Below are 17986 nucleotides of genomic sequence, written 5' to 3'. Positions count from 1 at the left end.
TGGGAAGCGGCGGCTCATGCCGCCATCGCGACCGGTTGCCGTCGGGACTGCTCGAAATGGTGAATTCGCTCCGCCAGTTCCGCCATCAGCCCGTCCAGCCGGCGCGTCGCCTCGGCAATGGCAGCGGTTTCGTTCGACAGCGTCTGGGTCGACTGGCCGATATTGCCGATATCGCCGGCAAAGGTCTTGAAACCGGCCGACTGGCTGTTTTCCGCGCCCGCCACCTGCTCCAGTACCTCGGCCAGGTTCTGCGCGCCGCCGATCAGTTCGCGCAGGCTGGAATGCGCGGCGCGCGAGTTGCCGGCGCCGCCCTGCATGCGGTCGACGCCTTCACGGATGGCCACCAGCGCATCCTGGGTGCCGTTGACGATCAGACCGATCTTGGTCTCGATATCCTTGGTTGCGGTCTGGGTGCGCTCGGCCAGCTTGCGTACCTCGTCGGCGACCACGGCAAAGCCGCGGCCGACGTCACCGGCCCGGGCGGCTTCGATGGCGGCATTCAATGCCAGCATGTTGGTCTGGTCGGCAATCTCGCCGATCAGCTGCACGATGCCGTTGACCTCGCTCGAACGGCGTCCCAGTGATTCGATCGCTTCTGACGAGCGCGCCATGGCCGTACCGGCCTCGTCGAGGTGCTGCATGGCGTTGTTCATGATGTCTCCGCCCTGGTGCGCCTGTTTGCGGGCATCAATGGCAACGGCGGCGGCCTGCGACGATTGCTCGGCGTTGTGTTCGGTCAGCGCGCTCATCTGCTGCACGGTCACGACCATTTCCTGGGTGCGTGCCGACTGCTGGGTCATGGTGGCGACCATCAGCCGTGCGGTGACCGCGATATCGCGGCTTTCCTGGCTGGCGGCGTGGACCGACTGGGTGATGTGGTCGAGCATGGTCGATACGTTGTTGCGTTCGGTCTCGGCCTGTTCGCGCGCCAGCTCCAGCTGGCTGAAGCCCTTGCGCTTGGCGCCGTCGAAGGCCAGCGCCAGCACCAGCACGACGATGCTCAGGCCGGCCAGCGACTTCATCTGCAGCAGCGGGTGCTCGGCTTCCGGAATCGGCGTGGATGGCAGGGTGCCGGGATCGCCATTGGCGAGCAGGAACACTATCAGCGCCAGCAGCGTCAGCGCCGCCCACAGATACCCCGAGCGCCGTCCGCCGACAAAGACGGCGGTAAACGGGATCGACGCATACCAGACCACGCTGGTGCCCATCAGCCCGCCGTTGACGAATACCATCCAGCTGACCATGGCAAACATGACGGCGATGATGAACTGGGCAGTCAGTCCGACCAGGCCGCTGAGGCGCAGCAGCAGCGCGCCCAGTGCCATGGCCATGCCGCCGGCCAGAATGCCGTAGCCCATCGCCAGATGGCCGAGCTTGAAATAGGAAATGGAAAACAGCGGTGTCAGCACCGCCGCCAGCAGCGCGACGTTGACGACAGTGCGTGCCTTGATCAGCCGGTCCGCGTCCTGGCGGACGCTGGCGGGAATGAACCATTCGCCGAGTGTCATAGTGTGTCCCTCCTCCTCGTGACAGGGCGCGAGATGGCGGGCCGGATCTGTTGTCCGGATCGGCAACGCAGCGCGTGCCGCCACTCGCGGGAGCGATGATTCAAACGAATGTTTGGATTCTGCGCAAGTGAAATTATTCGCGAGTCATGAATTTGTGGTTTTGGCAGCAGCAATATCGTGATTCGGGGCCGGCACACGAGCCGGTCCCGCGGACGGCCGCGCGCGCCTCCCGTGCCGGCCTTTGCCGGAGGCGTTGTTTTTGCAGGGTATTCAGGCTGCCTGCGGCATTTCCATATGCCAGCCACGCGGCGCATGGCGAACCAGCCGCAGCGGGCACTCGTAGACGGCCCGCAGGCAGTCTTCGCGCATGACCTGCTCGGGGCTGCCGTCGGCGACCAGCCGGCCATGGTCGATCAGGACCACATGGTCGGCGTAATTGGCGGCCAGGGCCAGGTCGTGCAGCACTTCGATCACGGTTTTTCCGGACTCCGCCAGCCGGACCAGCAACTGCTGCAGCTTGTGCTGGTGGCGCAGGTCGAGGTGGTTGGTCGGTTCGTCCAGCAGCAGGATCGGCGCCGACTGCGCCAGCGCCCGGGCGATGGCCGCGCGCTGACGTTCGCCGCCGGACAGTGTATCGAGGCGGACTTCGGCCTTGTCGCCCAACTCGACTGTCTCCAGCGCATCACAGACGGCGTCGCGGTCCCCGGCCGCCAGCCGGCCGAAGGCACCGAGGTGCGGGACGCGTCCCAGTGCAATGAACTCGAATACCGACAGTGGAATGCCATCCGGGATGTGCTGCGGGACGAAGGCCAGGGTCCGTGCCCGTTCGGCCGGCGGAATCGACGACACGGCGATGCCGTCGATGCGGACCACGCCGGCGCTGGCCGAGCGCAGGCCGGCCAGCAGCTTCAGCAGCGTGGTCTTGCCGGCGCCGTTGGGGCCGAGCAGCGCGCTGATGCTGCCGGCCGGAATGTCCAGATTGATGTCCTGCAGGATCGGCTTGCGGCTGATCCGGTAGCCCAGATCACGGGCGGACAAGGCGATGGGATCAGCCATGGAGGAGACTCCTTGTTTGACGACGGTAGAACCAGAGGAAGAAGGGCGGGCCGGCAAAGGCCGCCACGATGCCGACCGGCAGGTCAATCGGCCAGACCAGGCTGCGCGCCAGCGTGTCGGCACCGAGCAGGAACAGTGCGCCGACCCAGGCCGACAGCACGATCAGCCGGCGCCGGCTGCCGCCGACCAGAATGGCCAGCGCATTCGGTACCATCATGCCGACAAAGCCGATGATGCCGGACAGGGCGACGGCGCCACCGGTGGCCAGTGCCGCGCCGATTGCCGCCAGCCGGCGGGTACGGACCACGTCGACACCAAGTGACGCCGCGGCATCCTCGCCAAGCAGCAGGCAGTCGAGATCGCGGCCGATGCCAAACAGCAGCAGCAGGCCGAGTCCGGATACCAGCGAACAGGTCAGCAGCAGCGACGGTGAGGCCGACGACAGGCTGCCGGCCAGCCAGGTGGATGCACCGCGCAGCGTCAGGTCATCGGACAGGAACAGCGCCAGACTGGTTACCGCGCCGCAGAAGGCCGAGATCACCAGTCCCATCAGCAGCAGGCCGGCCATGCCGCCGCCACTGAGCCTGGCCAGGGCCACGATCAGCCAGGTGGCCGCCAGCCCGCCGGCAAAGGCGGCGAACGGCAGCATGCTGCCGGCAATGCCGGTGGCGAGCACGATCACCACGGCCAGCGCAGCGCCGGACGAGGTGCCGATCAGGCCCGGATCGGCCAGTGGGTTGCGGAACAGCGCCTGCAGGGCGGCGCCGCTGGCCGCCAGCGACGCGCCGACCAGCAGTGCCGCCGCGATGCGTGGCAGGCGCAGGGTGGTGAAAATGGGGTCGGTCAGGTCCGGCCAGCGGAACTCGCCGCCGCCGAGGCTGGCACCAAGCAGCGGCAGCAGCAGGCTGGCTGCCAGCAGCAGTGACCAGACCAGACGTTCGGGATGGCGGGCAGGGAGCAACGACGTGACTGCCATGCCGGTTACAGCCCGCGCAGCCGCTGCACCACGTCGGGGCTGCGGATCGAGATCATCATCGCGTCGCTGGCCGGCAGCAGATGGATGCGGCCGTCGCGGCCGGCCGGTGTCGCGGCGATTTCCGGGCGCTGGCGGAAGGCGTCGACGCCGCCGTGGACGGCGGCCGTATGCGCGCAGAGGATGATGACATCGGGTTTCAGTGATTGCCAGGCGTCGCGTGACAGCACTTTGGTGCCGGACAGCCCGGCCGCGGCATTGATGCCGCCTGCGGCGCGGATCAGCGTATCGGCGGCGGTATGCCTGCCGGCGACCAGCCTGCCGTCGTAGCTGATTGCGTAACGGATGCCGGTGGCGGGGCGTTCGCGCATGCCGGCCTGCCAGTCGCGTGCCAGCCGGTCGGCCTGGTCGACCCGGCCCAGCAACTGGCCGACGCGGCGGATGGCCGTCGCGAAGTCGCGGCCGTCCTCCCGTGACGACACTTCGGCCGCGCGGATCTGCAGCCCGTCCAGCTGGCGCCAGATGCTGACCGGATGTGCCGTGGCACTGCCGATGACCAGTGTCGGCTTGAGGCGGGCGATGGTCTCGGCATTCAGGTTGCGGAAGAAGCCGATCTCCTGTGCCGCCTGCAGCGCCGGCAGGGTGGTGCTCCTGTCCCGGCCGACCACGTCGCGCGCCGCGCCGATGGCGACGACGATGTCGGCCACATCCGGCGTCAGCACGACCACTCGCCCGGCGCCAGCGACCGGCGCGATGACGAGCAGCAGCGACAGGGCGCAGATCAGCCGGCGCATGCACGGTCCTCCGGGAGCAGTGACGCGAGCAGGGCGGTCCATTCCGGTCGCTCCGGGTGGCCCGGCTGCCGTTCGCCAAAGAAGGTCACGATGCTGTCGCCGTTTGCGTCCAGCAGTTCCAGCGAGCCGAGCGGACCGCAGTCTCCCGGCTTGCGCACCACCCAGGCGTCGGCAATCAGGTCGGTGCGCAGATGCAGGTTGAAGCCCGGGTCGAACACGTTCAGCCATTCGCCAAGCCGCTTGATGCGATGCACCTGGCCGGTATGGATCTGGATCGCGCCGCGATTGCCGACGAAGACCATGATCGGCACCCCGTCAGCCGCCGCGCCATTCAGCAGACGCTCGGCCGCGCCGGCATCGACGCGGCATGCGTGGCCCGGCGGCGCCAGTTCGAATGCCTGCTGGCGCGGCAGCCCCCAGCGGCGCAGGAACGGATGAAACTGGTGAATGTCGCGCAGCGACAGCCATTCGGTACGGAAAGCCTCGACATCAATGCCAGTGGACGGCGCGGGGGCTGCGGGCGGCAGGTCGATGCAGAGCAGCGTCGGCGGGACGCGGAAGCGTTCGACCAGGGCGTCGAAGGCGTCGGCATGGCTGTCCGCGCGCAGATAGACCTTCTGGACCGCTTCGCCGTGGCGGTCGAAGAACTGCAGATTGCGCACCGGACCACGCGGGGTGTCGGTCCGGGTAGCGAACGCGTGGCACCAGTGGTTCAGGAACAGTCGCAGGTCCAGGTTGGGGCGCAGCGCCAGCCCGGTCTGGCCGGCGAGGGTCACATTCGCATAATTGCCGGTCAGTTCATGGACGCAGGCCTCGTTGCGGACCAGGGCCATGACGGTGCCGAGCGGTGCCAGCGAGGTCAGCAAGGCGTTCCAGTCCGGACGCAGCCAGGTGCTGGACGGGTCGGCGGCGGCCAGCTCGCACTCGGTAACGGCCAGTGCTCTGGCGGCGTCGCGGGCGCGCAGCATCGGCGTGCCGGATTTCAGAGTGCGGTAGGCATCCCACAAGGCAGAAGGTGCGCGTTCCATGGTGAGCGATTCCGTTGCTGGTGAAAAAACCGCGCCGACGGCAGAGGGGGGAGCCGTCAGCGCGCAAGCTGCACTTTCAATTTATAAATGAGAATGATTTACATTCTATATGGCAAGTTCGAAACTTGCACTGAAATTGCGACCGGGCCGGGTATGGCGATCCAGCGCACGGTCACCGGGCTTGCGCCCCCTGATGTCGCTGGCGTGCCAGTACTTGCGGTCGAACAGATTGAACACATCGGCACGCAGCGTCATGTGCTTGCCCGGCCGCCAGTAGGTGCTCAGGTCCAGCGTGGCATGACCCGGCGCCCTGAAGCCGCCGGGATCCCGGACCCGGCCCTGGCGTGCGACGGCCCGGACAAAGCCCTCGGCGCCATACGTGTCGTTGCCGTAACGCAGCCCGGTGATGGCGGTGGTCGGTGCCACCGTGTCGATGGGCCGCTTGCTGTCCCGGTCCTCGCCCTGTGCATGGGCCAGTGTGGTGACCAGCCGCCAGCCCGGGGCAAAGCGCCATGCCATGCGGGCTTCGGCGCCGCTGATGTCGACCCGCGACAGGTTGCGATACTGGTAGAACTGGACCCGGTTGTGGTCCTCGTGCAGGAAGACCGAATCGATGAAGCCGCTGTGGCGGGTATGGAAGGCGGTCAGGCCGAAATCGAAGGACGGCCATGCGCCTTTCAGCCCCAGTTCGGCTCCCCGGCTTTTTTCCGATTGCAGTGCCGGATTGCTGAGGATGGTGTAGCCATGCGCGGTATTGGTGAAAGCGGTGTTCGCATCGTCGAACGGCGGGGCGCGAAAGCCGGTCGTGAGCTGCAGGAAGCCGGTGTAATGGCTGGCGAAGGGCAGGGCGACGCCGAGCTTCGGCGACAGTGCGCTGTCGCGGAAACGGTTGACGGTCTGGCCGGTGGTATTGGCATTGCGGTAAGCGAGGTCCGGCTGCGGCCGCATCCGGTAGAAGTCCCAGCGCAGTCCGGGTGAGACGACCAGCCCGCCGGCAAAGCGCATGTCGTCCTCGGCGAACAGGCCGATCCGGTCGGACGTACTGTCCGGGAAGGTCTTGCTCGGATAGCGCTCCGCCTGCATGCCCGGTCGTGGCGACGGGATCAGCCGGGTCATGCTGCCGTCGGCATAGGTGCGCCACCGGTCGCGCGGACGGGCGCTGTCGGTCCGGCTCAGATCGGTCCCCCATACCAGCCGGTGCGAGGCGGCCAGTGCGTCGAACTGCTGCTCCAGCTCCAGGTTGAGGCCGGTCTGGGTCTGGGTGAAGGCATGGGACGAACGCGTCAGCGTGCCCGGCCTGGATACCGGCCGCCGACCCTGCCAGGCGGTTTCCGTACCCAGTGCCACGTCGCTGTCGCGCTCTCTCAGCGTCTGCCGGTACAGCGTCGCGGCGAGGCGCTGGAACGGGCCGAGCTGGTGCGCGTGCCAGCCCAGCGACAGACGCTGGCGGCGAAGGCGGTCTTTCGCGTCCTGGCTGTCGACCTGCGCTGCACGCGGGGTGAGACCGGTGCGGGCATTGTTGAGCGAGCCCAGCAGGCGGGTATCGACAAGGCGGGAGAAGTCCTCGGCCGTGAATTCCAGCCGGTGCCGCTCGCCGGGCTGCCAGCCAAACCGGGCCAGCACATTGTCCTGATGCCAGTCCTGCGGATTGGCCGCAGTGCGGGCGAAGCCGTCGCTGTCGTTGCGGCCCATGGTGTCGGTCGCCTGGCCCTTGCGGTAGGTGTAGACCAGCAGGCCGTCGATCTGCCCGGTGCGGAAGCCCAGGCTGGCGGTGGCGCCGTGCGAGTCGTCGTCGCTGGCGCCGAAGCCCTTGAAGCCGCCGCCGATCCGGGCGCCGGGCTTCAGCACATCGTCGACACGCTTGCTGCGATAGCCGACCACGCCGCCAAGGGCATCGGAGCCGTACAGGCTGGATTGCGGTCCCCTGACGATTTCGATGGCCTGCAGCGACGCCATGTCGACATAGTCGCGGGAGGAGATGGCGGTGCCGCCGCCAAGGTAGGCGTCGGGCAGGCGGATGCCGTCGATCAGCATCAGGATGCGATTGCCGCCGATGCCGCGGATGGTAAAGCCCGCGTTGCCGCGCCGGTTCGGGTCGCTGGCTACGCTCACGCCAGGCTCGTAGCGGATGGCGTCGGCCATGTTGCCGGCCGGGCCGGCATCGAGCCGGTCACGGTCGACGACCGTGGTATTGGGCGCGGTTTCGGACAGTTTCTTGCGGCTGCGGTCGGTGGTGACCTGGACCGGGTCCAGTTCCGCCGGGACGGTTTCGGCCAGCGCGAGGGCCGGACTGATGATGGTGACGCAGGCGAGGAACGGGGAGAGCAGGGGACGCATGGCCGGGAACAACTCCTTGTAAGGGGAAGGGGTTCGCTGGCTTGCATTCCTGCGGTGACGCAGGGGCTGGCGGGCAGGGGAAGGGTCGGGTTATTTGGTGAGGATCAGTTTGTCGTTGCGGGTCAGGCGCAGGCGGTAGGTTTCGCCCTGGTGCTCGATCAGGATTTCGTTGCGGGAGCCGAACAGTTCCCGGCTTTGCAGCCGGAGCGGGTCCGGACGGCTGGCGGGGGCCGGAGGGGCGGGGGGCGAGTCGGTTTTGAGCATTTGAGAATGATAATCAGTCCCACTTTTGTGCGCAACGATTTTTGCTTCCCGTCGGGGCGGTGACGATTTTCCCCAATAAGGACGGGGCGGGCAAGCCGGCGGGTGTGGTTTTCTTCTACAATGCCGCCCGGTCGAACTGCCAAGGCGGGGTGGGTGTCATGCTGGTTGTCTGGATAGGCTGGATCTATGTGGTGCTGATGATTGCGGTCGGGCAGGACTCGCTCGTCCGCAGCGGACTGATCCTGTTCTTTCTCGGCGTGCTGCCCAGCCTGCTGATGTTTTTCGTGATCCGGCGCCGTCAGCGCCTGCGCGCCGAAGGCTTCATTGCGCCGCGCCGGCGCCGGCCGTGATTGCCGGCGCGCCTGATTAAATCCACTTGCTCGCTTGCGGCCGGAAGCGGAAAGCTTGTATAGTCTCGGCCTGCCCGATTTCGGGCAAATTTCGCACATTCGCGCCATAAGGGTGCCGCACAGGCGGTTACAGCGCGCGAATCGTGGTCTAACCCTTTAAGGACAACACAGCACCATGTCGACTCAAGTCACCATGCGCCAAATGCTGGAAGCCGGCGTTCACTTCGGCCACCAGACCCGTTTCTGGAACCCGAAGATGGCTCAGTACATTTTCGGCAGCCGCAACAAGATCCACATCATCAACCTGGAAAAGACCCTTCCGCTGTTCGTCGAAGCGCAGAACTACGTTCGCCGCCTCGCCGCCAACAAGGGCCAGGTCCTGTTCGTCGGCACCAAGCGCGCTGCCCGCGAAATCGTGCGTGAAGAAGCTTCCCGCGCCGGCATGCCGTTCGTCGACTACCGCTGGCTCGGCGGCATGCTGACCAACTACAAGACGGTCAAGCAGTCGATCAAGCGCCTGGAAGACAAGCTGGCCCTGCTGGGTGACGCCGAGCAATCGGGTTACAACAAGAAGGAACTGCTCGACCTGCAACGTGAAGTCGAGAAGCTCGAACGCAGCCTGGGCGGCATCAAGGACATGAAGGGTCTGCCGGACGCAATCTTCATCATCGACACCGGCTACCAGAAGGGTACCCTGGTCGAAGCGCAGAAGCTGGGCATCCCGGTCATCGGCATCGTCGACACCAACAACAATCCGGATGGCGTTGATTACGTGGTTCCGGGCAACGACGACTCGGCTCGCGCCATTCGCCTGTATGCTCGCGGCATCGCTGACGCCGTGCTGGAAGGCCGTGCGCAATCGATCCAGGAGATCGTTGCTGCCGCCGAAGTGCCGGCCGCCGAGTAATTCATATCGGCACCGTCTGAAAAAAGGGGCCTCTTGCCCCTTTTTTCGAGTCCGTGCCGGCTGTCCAAAGAATGATCGACGCCACAGCCGGGCTGTGACGTCATGTACTGAATACAGGAGTCAACAATGGCTGATATTACCGCGAAGATGGTTGCCGATCTGCGTGCCGCCACCGGTCTGGGCATGATGGAATGCAAGAAGGCGCTCGTGGAAGCCGACGGCGATGCCGCCAAGGCTGAAGAAATCCTGCGCATCAAGTCGGGTGCGAAGGCCGGCAAGCTGGCTGGCCGCGTGGCTGCCGAAGGCGCCGTGGCGACCTTCGTTGCCGCCGATGGCAAAAAGGGTGCGCTGGTCGAAGTGAACTGCGAAACCGACTTCGTCGCCAAGGATGACGGCTTTGTCGCCTTCACCCGGCTGGCTGCCGAAGCCGCTGCCAACAGCGACGCCGCCGATGTCGACGCGCTGGGCAATGTCGCGACCGCCCAGGGTTCGCTCGAGGAAGTCCGCAAGGCACTGATCTCGAAGCTGGGCGAGAACATCACCGTTCGCCGCTTCGTGCGCTTCAACACCGCCGGCCAGCTGGCAACCTACCTGCACGGCACCAAGATCGGCGTGATCGTTGACCTGAACGGCAGCGAAGCGCTGGGTCGCGACATCGCCATGCACATCGCCGCCTCGAAGCCGGTCTGCGTCAGCAAGGCCCAGGTGCCGGCCGAGCTGCTGGAAACCGAACGCCGCATCTACACCGAACAGGCTGCCCAGTCGGGCAAGCCGGCCGACATCATCGCCAAGATGGTTGAAGGCCGCGTGACCAAGTACCTGGCCGAAGTGACGCTGGTGGGTCAGCCGTTCGTGAAGAACCCGGACCAGACCGTCGAAAAGCTGCTCGCCGAGCAGAAGGCCGAAGTCAATGCGTTCACCATGTTCGTGGTTGGCGAAGGCATCGAGAAGAAGAAGGAAGATTACGCTGCTGAAGTGGCCGCTGCCGCCGCTGCTGCCAAGGCGTAATGTGACGTCGTGACGATCCGGCCGTTTGCGGCCGGTCGTTCGACCGCCGCCAAGCGCCCCCGAGGGGGCGCCTTTTTTCGACCGCCGTCTGCCAAGCTATGTGCATTTGGCTTTATGCCCAAGTGGATATATCTTGCTCGATGATGAAACCCGCCAAGGACCCCCGATGACCCAAGCCACTGCCTATAAACGCATCCTGTTGAAACTCTCGGGGGAAGCCCTGATGGGGGATGATGCCTACGGCATCAATCGCGGGGTGATCGACGGCATCGTCGCGCAGGTGAAGGAAATCGCCGAACTCGGCGTGCAGATCGGCATCGTTATCGGTGGCGGCAATATCTTCCGCGGCGTGTCGAGCGCGGCGAGCGGCATGGACCGGGCCACGGCCGACTATATGGGCATGCTGGCCACGGTGATGAACGCGCTGGCGCTGAAGGATGCGATGACCCGTGCCGGGCTGACTGCCCGCGTGCAGTCGGCGCTGACCATGCAGCAGATTGCCGAGCCGTACGTGCGCGGCAAGGCCATGCAGTATCTGGAAGAGTCCAAGATCGTCATCTTTGCCGCCGGCACCGGCAACCCGTTCTTCACCACCGACACCGCTGCAGCGCTGCGCGGCATGGAAATGAACGTCGACATCATGCTGAAGGCGACCAAGGTCGACGGCGTGTATACCGATGATCCGAAGAAGAACCCGGAAGCGGTGCGCTACCAGTCGCTGACCTTCGACGAAGCCATCATCAAGAACCTCAAGGTGATGGACGCGACGGCGCTGGCGCTGTGCCGTGACCAGAAACTCAATATCAAGGTGTTCAGCATCTTCAAGAGCGGCGCGCTGAAGCGCGTGGTGCTTGGCGAGGACGAAGGCACGCTGGTACACTGCTGACAAAATTCAGCCCGATACGGCGGAACGGCGTTCGACGCCGTTCCGCCGTTCCATTCTGACGCAACGAAAAACCGCTTTCCCCCCGGAGTTGTCATGATCAACGACGTCAAGAAAACCGCAGACAGCAAGATGCAGAAGTCGCTGGAAGCGTTCAAGAACAACCTGGGCAAGGTCCGTACCGGCCGTGCCCACACCGGCATCCTCGACCAGGTGACCGTCGACTACTACGGCGCCGCCACCTCGATCAGCCAGGTCGCGAACGTGACGCTGGTCGATGCGCGTACCCTCGGCGTGCAGCCGTGGGAAAAGAACATGGCCGCCAAGATTGAGAAGGCCATCCGTGATTCGGACCTGGGCCTGAACCCGGTTTCCAGCGGCGAACTGATCCGCGTACCGATGCCGGCACTGACCGAAGAGCGCCGTCGCGATCTGACCAAGGTGGTCAAGGGCGAGGCCGAGGACGCCCGCGTTGCCGTGCGCAATGTCCGCCGTGACGCGAACAACGACCTGAAGGCGCTGCTGAAGGACAAGTCGATTTCGGAAGACGAGGAACGTCGCGCCCAGGACGAAATCCAGAAGCTGACCGACAAGTACATCGCCGAGATCGACAAGGCGTTCGCCGACAAAGAAAAAGAACTGATGGCTATCTGAGGATACGGCTTTGCACAGCAGCACCCTCACGATTCCCGAAGTCCGCGACGTGCCCCGCCACGTCGCCATCATCATGGATGGCAACGGACGCTGGGCGAAAAAACGGCTGCTGCCCCGCGTCGCGGGGCACAAGCGCGGGCTGGAAGCCGTACGCGAGGCGGTTCGCTTCTGCTGCGAATCCGGTATCGATTTCCTGACGCTGTTCGCGTTTTCGAGCGAGAATTGGCGCCGGCCGCCGGAAGAAGTCAGTTTCCTGATGGGCCTGTTCCTTCAGGCGCTGGAACGCGAGGTCGACCGGCTGCACCAGCGCGGCATCCGGCTGCGCATCGTCGGCAATCTGACCCGCTTTTCCCCTGACCTGCAGGAGCGCATCCAGCAGGCCGAGGCGCGGACGGCCGGCAACAGCGACCTGACACTGACCATCTGTGCCGACTACGGTGGCCGCTGGGACATCCTGCGCGCCACCAATGCACTGCTGCAGTCCGGTTTCGATCCGTCGCAGACCCTGACCGAGGCCGATCTGGCCCCGTATCTGTCCATGTCGTACGCGCCGGAGCCCGATCTGTTCATCCGCACCGGCGGCGAGCGGCGGATCAGCAATTTCCTGCTGTGGCAGCTTGCCTACACCGAACTCTATTTTACCGACACGCTGTGGCCGGACTTCGATCGCCTGGCGTTCGAGGCTGCCATTGCGTCCTATCACCGCCGCGAACGACGCTTCGGCCGGACCAGCGAGCAACTTCCCCCCGCGCAGCAGCGCCCCTGACTCATGCTTATCACCCGGATTCTGACCGCTCTCGTGCTTCTGCCTGTCATGCTGGGCGCGCTGTTCGGTCTTGGCGAGGCGGGCTGGGCGGCATTCACGCTGCTGATCACCCTGCTTGGCCTGTGGGAATGGGGGCGCATGTTCGCCTATCGGCCGTGGCAGCATGTGCTGCTGCTTGGCACGGCGCTGGTGCTGGCCGCCTGGGTGTGGCTGGCGACGCCGATGATCGGCACGTCGCTGCATGCCGGCGTGCTGGCGCTGTGGTTCGTGCTGGCGCCGCTGTGGCTGGCCCGACGCTGGGTGCTGAAAAACCGGCTGGCGGCTGCCGCCCTCGGGCTGGCGCTGCTGATGCCGACCTGGCTGGCGTTTCTCGACTGGCGACCCAATGCCGATGCGGCCTGGCAGTTGCTGGCGCTGATGGCGCTGGTCTGGCTGGCCGATACCGCCGCCTATTTCAGCGGCAAGGCCTTCGGCCGGCACAAGCTGGCACCGGCAATCAGTCCCGGCAAGAGCTGGGAGGGCGTGGCCGGCGCCGTGGTCGCCGTTACCCTTTATACCCTGTGGATCCGGCAGTCCGGGCTGTTCGACATCGAGATGTCGCTGCCGTGCTGGCTGCTGATCGGCTGGGGGCTGACGGCGGTCAGCATTGTCGGCGACCTGCTGGAATCGTGGTTCAAGCGCGCCGCCGGCATCAAGGACTCCAGCCAGTTGCTGCCCGGACACGGCGGCGTACTCGACCGGATCGACAGCCTGATCGCGGTACTGTCCGTCGCCAGTGCCGCGCGTTATTTCGCCGGCGTCTGACCGGCAGTCAGCAGGAACATGACTGAACGCCTCACCATTCTGGGTTCGACCGGCACCATCGGTGTCAACACGCTCAATGTCATCGCCCGCCATCCGGAGCGATTTGCCATCCACGCCCTGACCGGGCATCGACAGATCGCACTGCTGGCCGGACAGTGCCGGCAGTTCCGGCCGGCAGTCGCCGTGGTGGCGGACGCTGCCGCCGCGGATGCGCTGGCTGGTCTGCTGGACGGGCTGCCGATCGATATCCGCCATGGCGCCGCCGCGCTGGCCGAGGTCGCCGCCGCACCGGAAACCGATACCGTAATGGCGGCCATCGTCGGTGCTGCCGGCCTGCCGCCGACGCTGGCAGCGGTCCGTGCCGGCAAGCGCATCCTGCTGGCGAACAAGGAAAGCCTGGTGGTGGCAGGGCGCCTGTTCATGGATGCGGTCCGCAAGTCGGGCAGCGTGCTGCTGGCGATCGACAGCGAACACAATGCGATTTTCCAGTCGCTGCCGGCCAGCTTCCGTGGCGATCTTGACGCGGTCGGGGTCGAGCGCATCGTGCTGACCGCCTCCGGCGGGCCGTTCCGCGGCTATACGGCGGCGGCACTGGAGGCCGTGACGCCGGAGCAGGCGGTTGCCCACCCGAACTGGGTGATGGGGCGCAAGATTTCGGTCGACTCGGCCTCGCTGATGAACAAGGGGCTGGAAGTCATCGAGGCGCGCTGGCTGTTCAATGCCGATCCGTCACGCATCGAAGTGGTGGTCCACCCGCAGAGCGTGATTCATTCGATGGTGCGCTACCGCGACGGTTCGGTGGTGGCCCAGCTTGGCACGCCGGACATGAAAACGCCGATCGCCCATGCGCTGGCCTGGCCGGACCGCTTCGAGGCCGGTGTGGCGCCGCTCGATTTCATGGCGCTGGGCGGTTTGACGTTTGAACAACCGGACCGCGACAGCTTTCCGTGCCTGCAACTGGCTTTCGATGCACTGGCGGAAGGCGGTGACGCGTCCGCCGTGCTGAATGCCGCCAATGAGATCGCGGTCGATGCCTTCCTGTCGCGGCGGATCGGCTTTGGCGACATTCCGCGGCTGAATGCGCAGGCGATGTCGCGTTTTGCCGGTCGCCATGGCGAGTCGATCGACGCGCTGCTGGAAACCGACGCCGAAGTGCGTCGTTACGTCGAACAGTGCATCGGCTGTCTGCAGCCGGCGGGCTGACGCGGGCCGCTTTGCCGGACGGGCACCATGCGCCCCGGCTGTTCTGACTCCGGGGAACTGGAGCAATGGGCAACATGTGCAGATAACCCATGTGTGAGTGGATACGCTGCTTGCTGTTTCGTTGGCCTCAAAACGCCAGGCAGGCATGACGGCACGCCGCAACTCAACTCAACTCCATGGCCCACTCGAAGTGGGCCATGCCCTGTTTGTTTGAGCAGACTTCTGTTCAGTGGAGAGCGCAGCCCGCTTGACGCGGCGGTTCAGGAAATCGAAAAGGATGTCTGGGTCTGCGGGACACTGGATGCGCTGATGCAACGGCAGCTCCGCACGGGGCTGGATATGATCACTGGGTACGAGCGAGGCCGAGATGATGGTTTGCCGCGGAAGCCTGCATTGACGGTGCACGGGAAATGGGCAGGGCTTGCGAATCAATACAAAATTTTGTATGGTTTTCGCAAAGATTTCTGGCCCGGCCCGAGTGAAGGTCCAGCGGCTACGGCAAAGGAAGCCCCGCGAATATGGACGTCCAGGTCAAGAAAATCGAAGGCAGCTGGGATGCGGGCTATGCGCTGCACAAGCACACACTTTCGAGTGTCTATCTCGGGGTGGACGAGTGGGGGCACGATCGCTTTGACAACACGCGGTCGGAACCCGGTGAAGCCCTCTATAAACTCAAGTATCAAAGTGACTGGAAGCAAGTCGAACTGCTGGCCGCGCAAGTCAGGGAGACGCTCCTGCCCCTGTTCGGCAAGATTGGGCTGATCGTCCCGATGCCGGCCTCGATCGTGCGTGCCAGACAACCTGTGTACGAGCTGGCCCATGCGCTCGGCCGGCTGACGGATATCCGGGTGTTTGACGAGATGATCGTGAAAGCTCCGGCCCTGCCCGGCAGCCCTGCACTCAAGAACCTGTACACCAGAGAGCAGAAGGACGCCGCTTTGTCGGGCCGGATCAGTATCAATGAGTGCATCACGAACGAAGGTTGCTGGAACGCCTTGTTGCTCGATGACCTCTTTGATACCGGCGCGACAATGGACGCCGTGTGTCAGGCGTTACGTACCTATCGAAAGATCAAGAACATCTATGCAGCCGCGATTACCTGGAAATAGACCATGACAACAGTGTTCATTGCCGGATCAATCTCCATCAGCCGGCTGCATGAAAAAGTGCAGGGCCGAATCCTCAAGATTGTTTCGTCGGATCTCAATGTTGTCGTGGGTGATGCCGATGGTGCCGACACGTCCATCCAGGAATGCTTGCGCGCCTGTCATGCTAGCAAGGTCACGGTCTATTGCACGGGAGAAGCACCGCGCAACAACATCGCGGACTGGCCTGTGCATCGCGTCCAGTCGAAAGCCCGGGCTGGAACGCGGGCCTTTTTCACGGCGAAAGACGTGGAGATGGCCAGGAACAGCGATTTCGGCCTGATGGTCTGGGATTGCAAAAGCACCGGTACACTCAGCAACGTTATCGAGCTGCTGAAGGCAAGGAAGAAATCTGTTGTGTTCGTCAACAGGAGCAAGGACTTCGTGACCGTCGGTGACAAATCCGGCCTCGATCATCTGCTTCACTTCATGTCGGAGCACGCACGTGCCAAGGCCGAGGAAAAGATTGGCTTGTCCGCAAAGCTTGCTGCGCTGAGCCAGGACAGCCTTCTGCTGGACGAGCCGGCAGCAGGGGCGCCAGGCGATCTTCTCGATGCGCCCGCCGATTCCGGTGTGACGGCTGCGACCGAAACCGAAAGCGTGAAGCTGCGCACCGTATTGATGTCGGCGCTCGCGGACTACATCGTGCGCGCTCATTTGAGCCAGTCGCAAGCGGCCAGGGTGTTTGGCGTGACACAACCGCGCATCTCGGATCTCGCACGCGGCAAGGTTGATGTGTTCGGCCTCGATACTCTAGTGAATATGGCCTCGATGGCTGGCCTGCGTGTCGAAATGCAGGTGAGCAAGCGGACATGATGGCGAGGTGCCTCATGGGCGGTAGTCCGGCGAAATATAGGGTGCTGGCATCATCCGTAAAGTAAAAATCCCTCGGTCTGCACCGAGGGATTTTTCATTGAACGACTGTCTTACTGAGCGGCGACCGCTTCGGTGCCTTCAACCTTGGCCTTGACTGCCTTCTTCAGGCTCTTGTACAGGTCAGGGTGCGTTTCCTTCAGATATTCAATGATTTCGAAATCTTCACGCTTGACCTTGGTCAGATCGATTTGCTCGATATGGACCAGGCGCAGCAGTTCACGCACCGGCTTCGGCATGTTGCGGCCCGACTCGTAGCGGGAGCCACCGGACTGGGTGACGCCGATGCGGCTCCAGAACTCTTGCTGGTTCAGACCAAGTTTGCGGCGGATTTCCCGTGGGTTCGGGATTTTTTCGAACAATTTCATGATTTTCCTCTCGTGTTCACTATCGTGCCCCCCCGGTTGTGTTTGTATGGCGCGAGGGTGGGGGCAGTGACGAATCGCGTCGTCCGGACTGTCGACGCAGATTAAGTAAAACTACGTATTGCGTCATCTGTCCCAGATGATAGACGACGTCATGAAAAAAAGACAATGTACTGCCTGCAAAGTTCCTTTATTCATAAAATCATTTCGCAATATTAGAAAAACTTGATATTCGCAGGCGTAAAGGTGGCGAGCCTAACCCCCGGCACTGGCATCAACGACTGTGGCTGCTTCCTTCCGGACCTGACCAGATTCACCGTTTAGCCATGCGGGGAGACCCGCCATAGAAAGCGAATGATACCTTGTTGCGGGAAATCCGCCAATAGTTACGTGGCGTGCCGTCCGCCGTCCGGATTGCCCGGCTTCAGCCGGGCGGTAAAGTGCTGGCGCAGCTTCGCCAGCTTGGGCGCGATGATGGCCTGGCAGTACGGCTGGGTCGGGTGCCGGGCGTAGTAGCCGTCGTGCTCGCTTTCCGCCGGCCAGAACGGTCCGGCCGCTTCGACGACGGTGACCACCGGATCGGCCAGACTGCCGCTGGCTTCCAGTTCGGCGATCGCGGCTTCGGCGTCCCGGCGCTGAATGGCATCGTGGCAGAAGATGGCCGAGCGGTACTGGCTGCCGATATCGTAGCCCTGGCGGTTCAGCGTGGTCGGGTCGTGGATGGCGAAAAACACGTCGAGCAGGGTGCGGTAGTCGATCCGCTCCGGGTCGAACTCGATCCGGACCGCCTCGGCATGACCGGTGCTGCCGCTGCAGACGGCGTGATAGCCGGGCGATTCGACCTCGCCGCCGGTATAGCCGGAATGGACCGCCAGCACGCCGTCGAGCTCGGCGAACACGGCTTCCAGACACCAGAAGCAGCCGCCGGCCAGGGTGGCAAGGGGGGATTCACTCATGTCAGTCTCCTCATCAATGGCAGGGTGCTTCATACACGGATAGTCCTTTTCCCGATATAGCGAAAGGGAAGAACGGGGGGCGGGGGCCGCCTGTTACAATCGCGCGCCGCCA

At 64.3% G+C, this 17986-nt stretch carries 19 protein-coding genes and 1 other RNA gene; 10 read left to right on the top strand and 10 right to left on the bottom strand.

Translation table 11 applies throughout. The features are described 5' to 3' along the window. Nucleotides 1–14: 14 nt before the first annotated feature. The 7 genes from ACYVG8_RS14080 to hemP form a co-directional block, all read right to left on the bottom strand. A complete protein-coding gene (locus ACYVG8_RS14080) occupies nucleotides 15–1508 on the bottom strand; it encodes a methyl-accepting chemotaxis protein (protein ID WP_460746116.1) in 1494 nt (497 codons plus the stop codon). Between the two features lie 270 nt (nucleotides 1509–1778). After that, nucleotides 1779–2564, bottom strand: coding sequence for an ABC transporter ATP-binding protein (locus tag ACYVG8_RS14075; RefSeq protein ID WP_107889726.1), 786 nt, complete (start codon nucleotides 2562–2564; stop codon nucleotides 1779–1781). Further along, nucleotides 2557–3540, bottom strand: a complete 984-nt coding sequence (locus tag ACYVG8_RS14070) for a FecCD family ABC transporter permease (RefSeq protein ID WP_112692387.1) — start codon at nucleotides 3538–3540, stop codon at nucleotides 2557–2559. Before ACYVG8_RS14070 ends, ACYVG8_RS14075 begins: the two co-directional genes overlap by 8 nt. Before the next feature lie 5 nt (nucleotides 3541–3545). Continuing rightward, on the bottom strand, nucleotides 3546–4331 hold the full coding sequence (locus tag ACYVG8_RS14065) for a heme/hemin ABC transporter substrate-binding protein (protein WP_107889728.1): 786 nt from the start codon (nucleotides 4329–4331) through the stop codon (nucleotides 3546–3548). After that, nucleotides 4319–5359, bottom strand: coding sequence for a hemin-degrading factor (locus ACYVG8_RS14060; protein ID WP_107889729.1), 1041 nt, complete (start codon nucleotides 5357–5359; stop codon nucleotides 4319–4321). The genes ACYVG8_RS14065 and ACYVG8_RS14060 overlap by 13 nt, the downstream gene beginning before the upstream one ends. Before the next feature lie 105 nt (nucleotides 5360–5464). After that, on the bottom strand, nucleotides 5465–7696 hold the full coding sequence (locus tag ACYVG8_RS14055; protein WP_460746115.1) for a TonB-dependent hemoglobin/transferrin/lactoferrin family receptor: 2232 nt from the start codon (nucleotides 7694–7696) through the stop codon (nucleotides 5465–5467). 90 nt (nucleotides 7697–7786) lie between these two features. Next, the gene (hemP, locus tag ACYVG8_RS14050) at nucleotides 7787–7960 is read right to left on the bottom strand and encodes a hemin uptake protein HemP (RefSeq protein ID WP_084299951.1); all 174 of its coding nucleotides are present in this window, start codon (nucleotides 7958–7960) and stop codon (nucleotides 7787–7789) included. A 59-nt stretch (nucleotides 7961–8019) separates the two neighbouring features. On the opposite strand from hemP, the gene ACYVG8_RS14045 reads away from it, so the two are divergent. The 10 genes from ACYVG8_RS14045 to ACYVG8_RS14000 all read left to right on the top strand — a co-directional run bounded on the left by ACYVG8_RS14045 (nucleotide 8020) and on the right by ACYVG8_RS14000 (nucleotide 16496). Continuing rightward, nucleotides 8020–8310, top strand: a complete 291-nt coding sequence (locus ACYVG8_RS14045) for a hypothetical protein (RefSeq protein ID WP_233495229.1) — start codon at nucleotides 8020–8022, stop codon at nucleotides 8308–8310. A gap of 175 nt (nucleotides 8311–8485) precedes the next feature. Continuing rightward, a complete protein-coding gene (gene rpsB, locus ACYVG8_RS14040; protein ID WP_028498804.1) occupies nucleotides 8486–9217 on the top strand; it encodes a 30S ribosomal protein S2 in 732 nt (243 codons plus the stop codon). A gap of 126 nt (nucleotides 9218–9343) precedes the next feature. Continuing rightward, nucleotides 9344–10225 carry a translation elongation factor Ts gene (gene tsf / locus ACYVG8_RS14035; RefSeq protein WP_107889731.1) on the top strand — a complete coding sequence of 294 codons (882 nt, stop codon included), beginning with the start codon at nucleotides 9344–9346 and terminating at the stop codon, nucleotides 10223–10225. A gap of 166 nt (nucleotides 10226–10391) precedes the next feature. After that, a complete protein-coding gene (gene pyrH / locus ACYVG8_RS14030) occupies nucleotides 10392–11111 on the top strand; it encodes a UMP kinase (RefSeq protein WP_028498802.1) in 720 nt (239 codons plus the stop codon). A gap of 93 nt (nucleotides 11112–11204) precedes the next feature. Beyond that, nucleotides 11205–11762 (top strand): ribosome recycling factor, encoded by a 558-nt coding sequence (gene frr, locus ACYVG8_RS14025; RefSeq protein WP_028498801.1) that lies wholly within the window; start codon nucleotides 11205–11207, stop codon nucleotides 11760–11762. Between the two features lie 10 nt (nucleotides 11763–11772). After that, entirely contained in the window at nucleotides 11773–12528 is a 756-nt protein-coding gene (uppS, locus tag ACYVG8_RS14020) for a polyprenyl diphosphate synthase (RefSeq protein ID WP_028498800.1), read from the top strand. A gap of 3 nt (nucleotides 12529–12531) precedes the next feature. Next, nucleotides 12532–13332, top strand: a complete 801-nt coding sequence (locus ACYVG8_RS14015; RefSeq protein WP_107889732.1) for a phosphatidate cytidylyltransferase — start codon at nucleotides 12532–12534, stop codon at nucleotides 13330–13332. Nucleotides 13333–13350: 18 nt separating this feature from the next. Then, nucleotides 13351–14535, top strand: coding sequence for a 1-deoxy-D-xylulose-5-phosphate reductoisomerase (gene ispC / locus ACYVG8_RS14010; RefSeq protein WP_028498798.1), 1185 nt, complete (start codon nucleotides 13351–13353; stop codon nucleotides 14533–14535). A gap of 518 nt (nucleotides 14536–15053) precedes the next feature. Beyond that, nucleotides 15054–15644 (top strand): ComF family protein, encoded by a 591-nt coding sequence (locus ACYVG8_RS14005; RefSeq protein ID WP_107889733.1) that lies wholly within the window; start codon nucleotides 15054–15056, stop codon nucleotides 15642–15644. Nucleotides 15645–15647: 3 nt separating this feature from the next. Further along, nucleotides 15648–16496, top strand: a complete 849-nt coding sequence (locus ACYVG8_RS14000; protein WP_107889734.1) for a helix-turn-helix domain-containing protein — start codon at nucleotides 15648–15650, stop codon at nucleotides 16494–16496. A 110-nt stretch (nucleotides 16497–16606) separates the two neighbouring features. On the opposite strand, the gene ACYVG8_RS13995 is transcribed toward ACYVG8_RS14000, so the two are convergent. From ACYVG8_RS13995 to msrA, 3 genes are all read right to left on the bottom strand, one after another. Continuing rightward, nucleotides 16607–16921: a helix-turn-helix domain-containing protein gene (locus ACYVG8_RS13995; RefSeq protein ID WP_028498795.1), complete on the bottom strand. Its 315-nt coding sequence runs from the start codon at nucleotides 16919–16921 to the stop codon at nucleotides 16607–16609. A 242-nt stretch (nucleotides 16922–17163) separates the two neighbouring features. Beyond that, nucleotides 17164–17261, bottom strand: an RNA gene (gene ffs / locus ACYVG8_RS13990) — signal recognition particle sRNA small type. Between the two features lie 43 nt (nucleotides 17262–17304). Continuing rightward, nucleotides 17305–17874, bottom strand: a complete 570-nt coding sequence (msrA, locus tag ACYVG8_RS13985; protein ID WP_028498794.1) for a peptide-methionine (S)-S-oxide reductase MsrA — start codon at nucleotides 17872–17874, stop codon at nucleotides 17305–17307. Nucleotides 17875–17986 lie beyond the last annotated feature (112 nt).

This window comes from Microvirgula curvata, from assembly GCF_054781615.1.
This window is presented reverse-complemented; position numbering and strand designations above follow the sequence as displayed.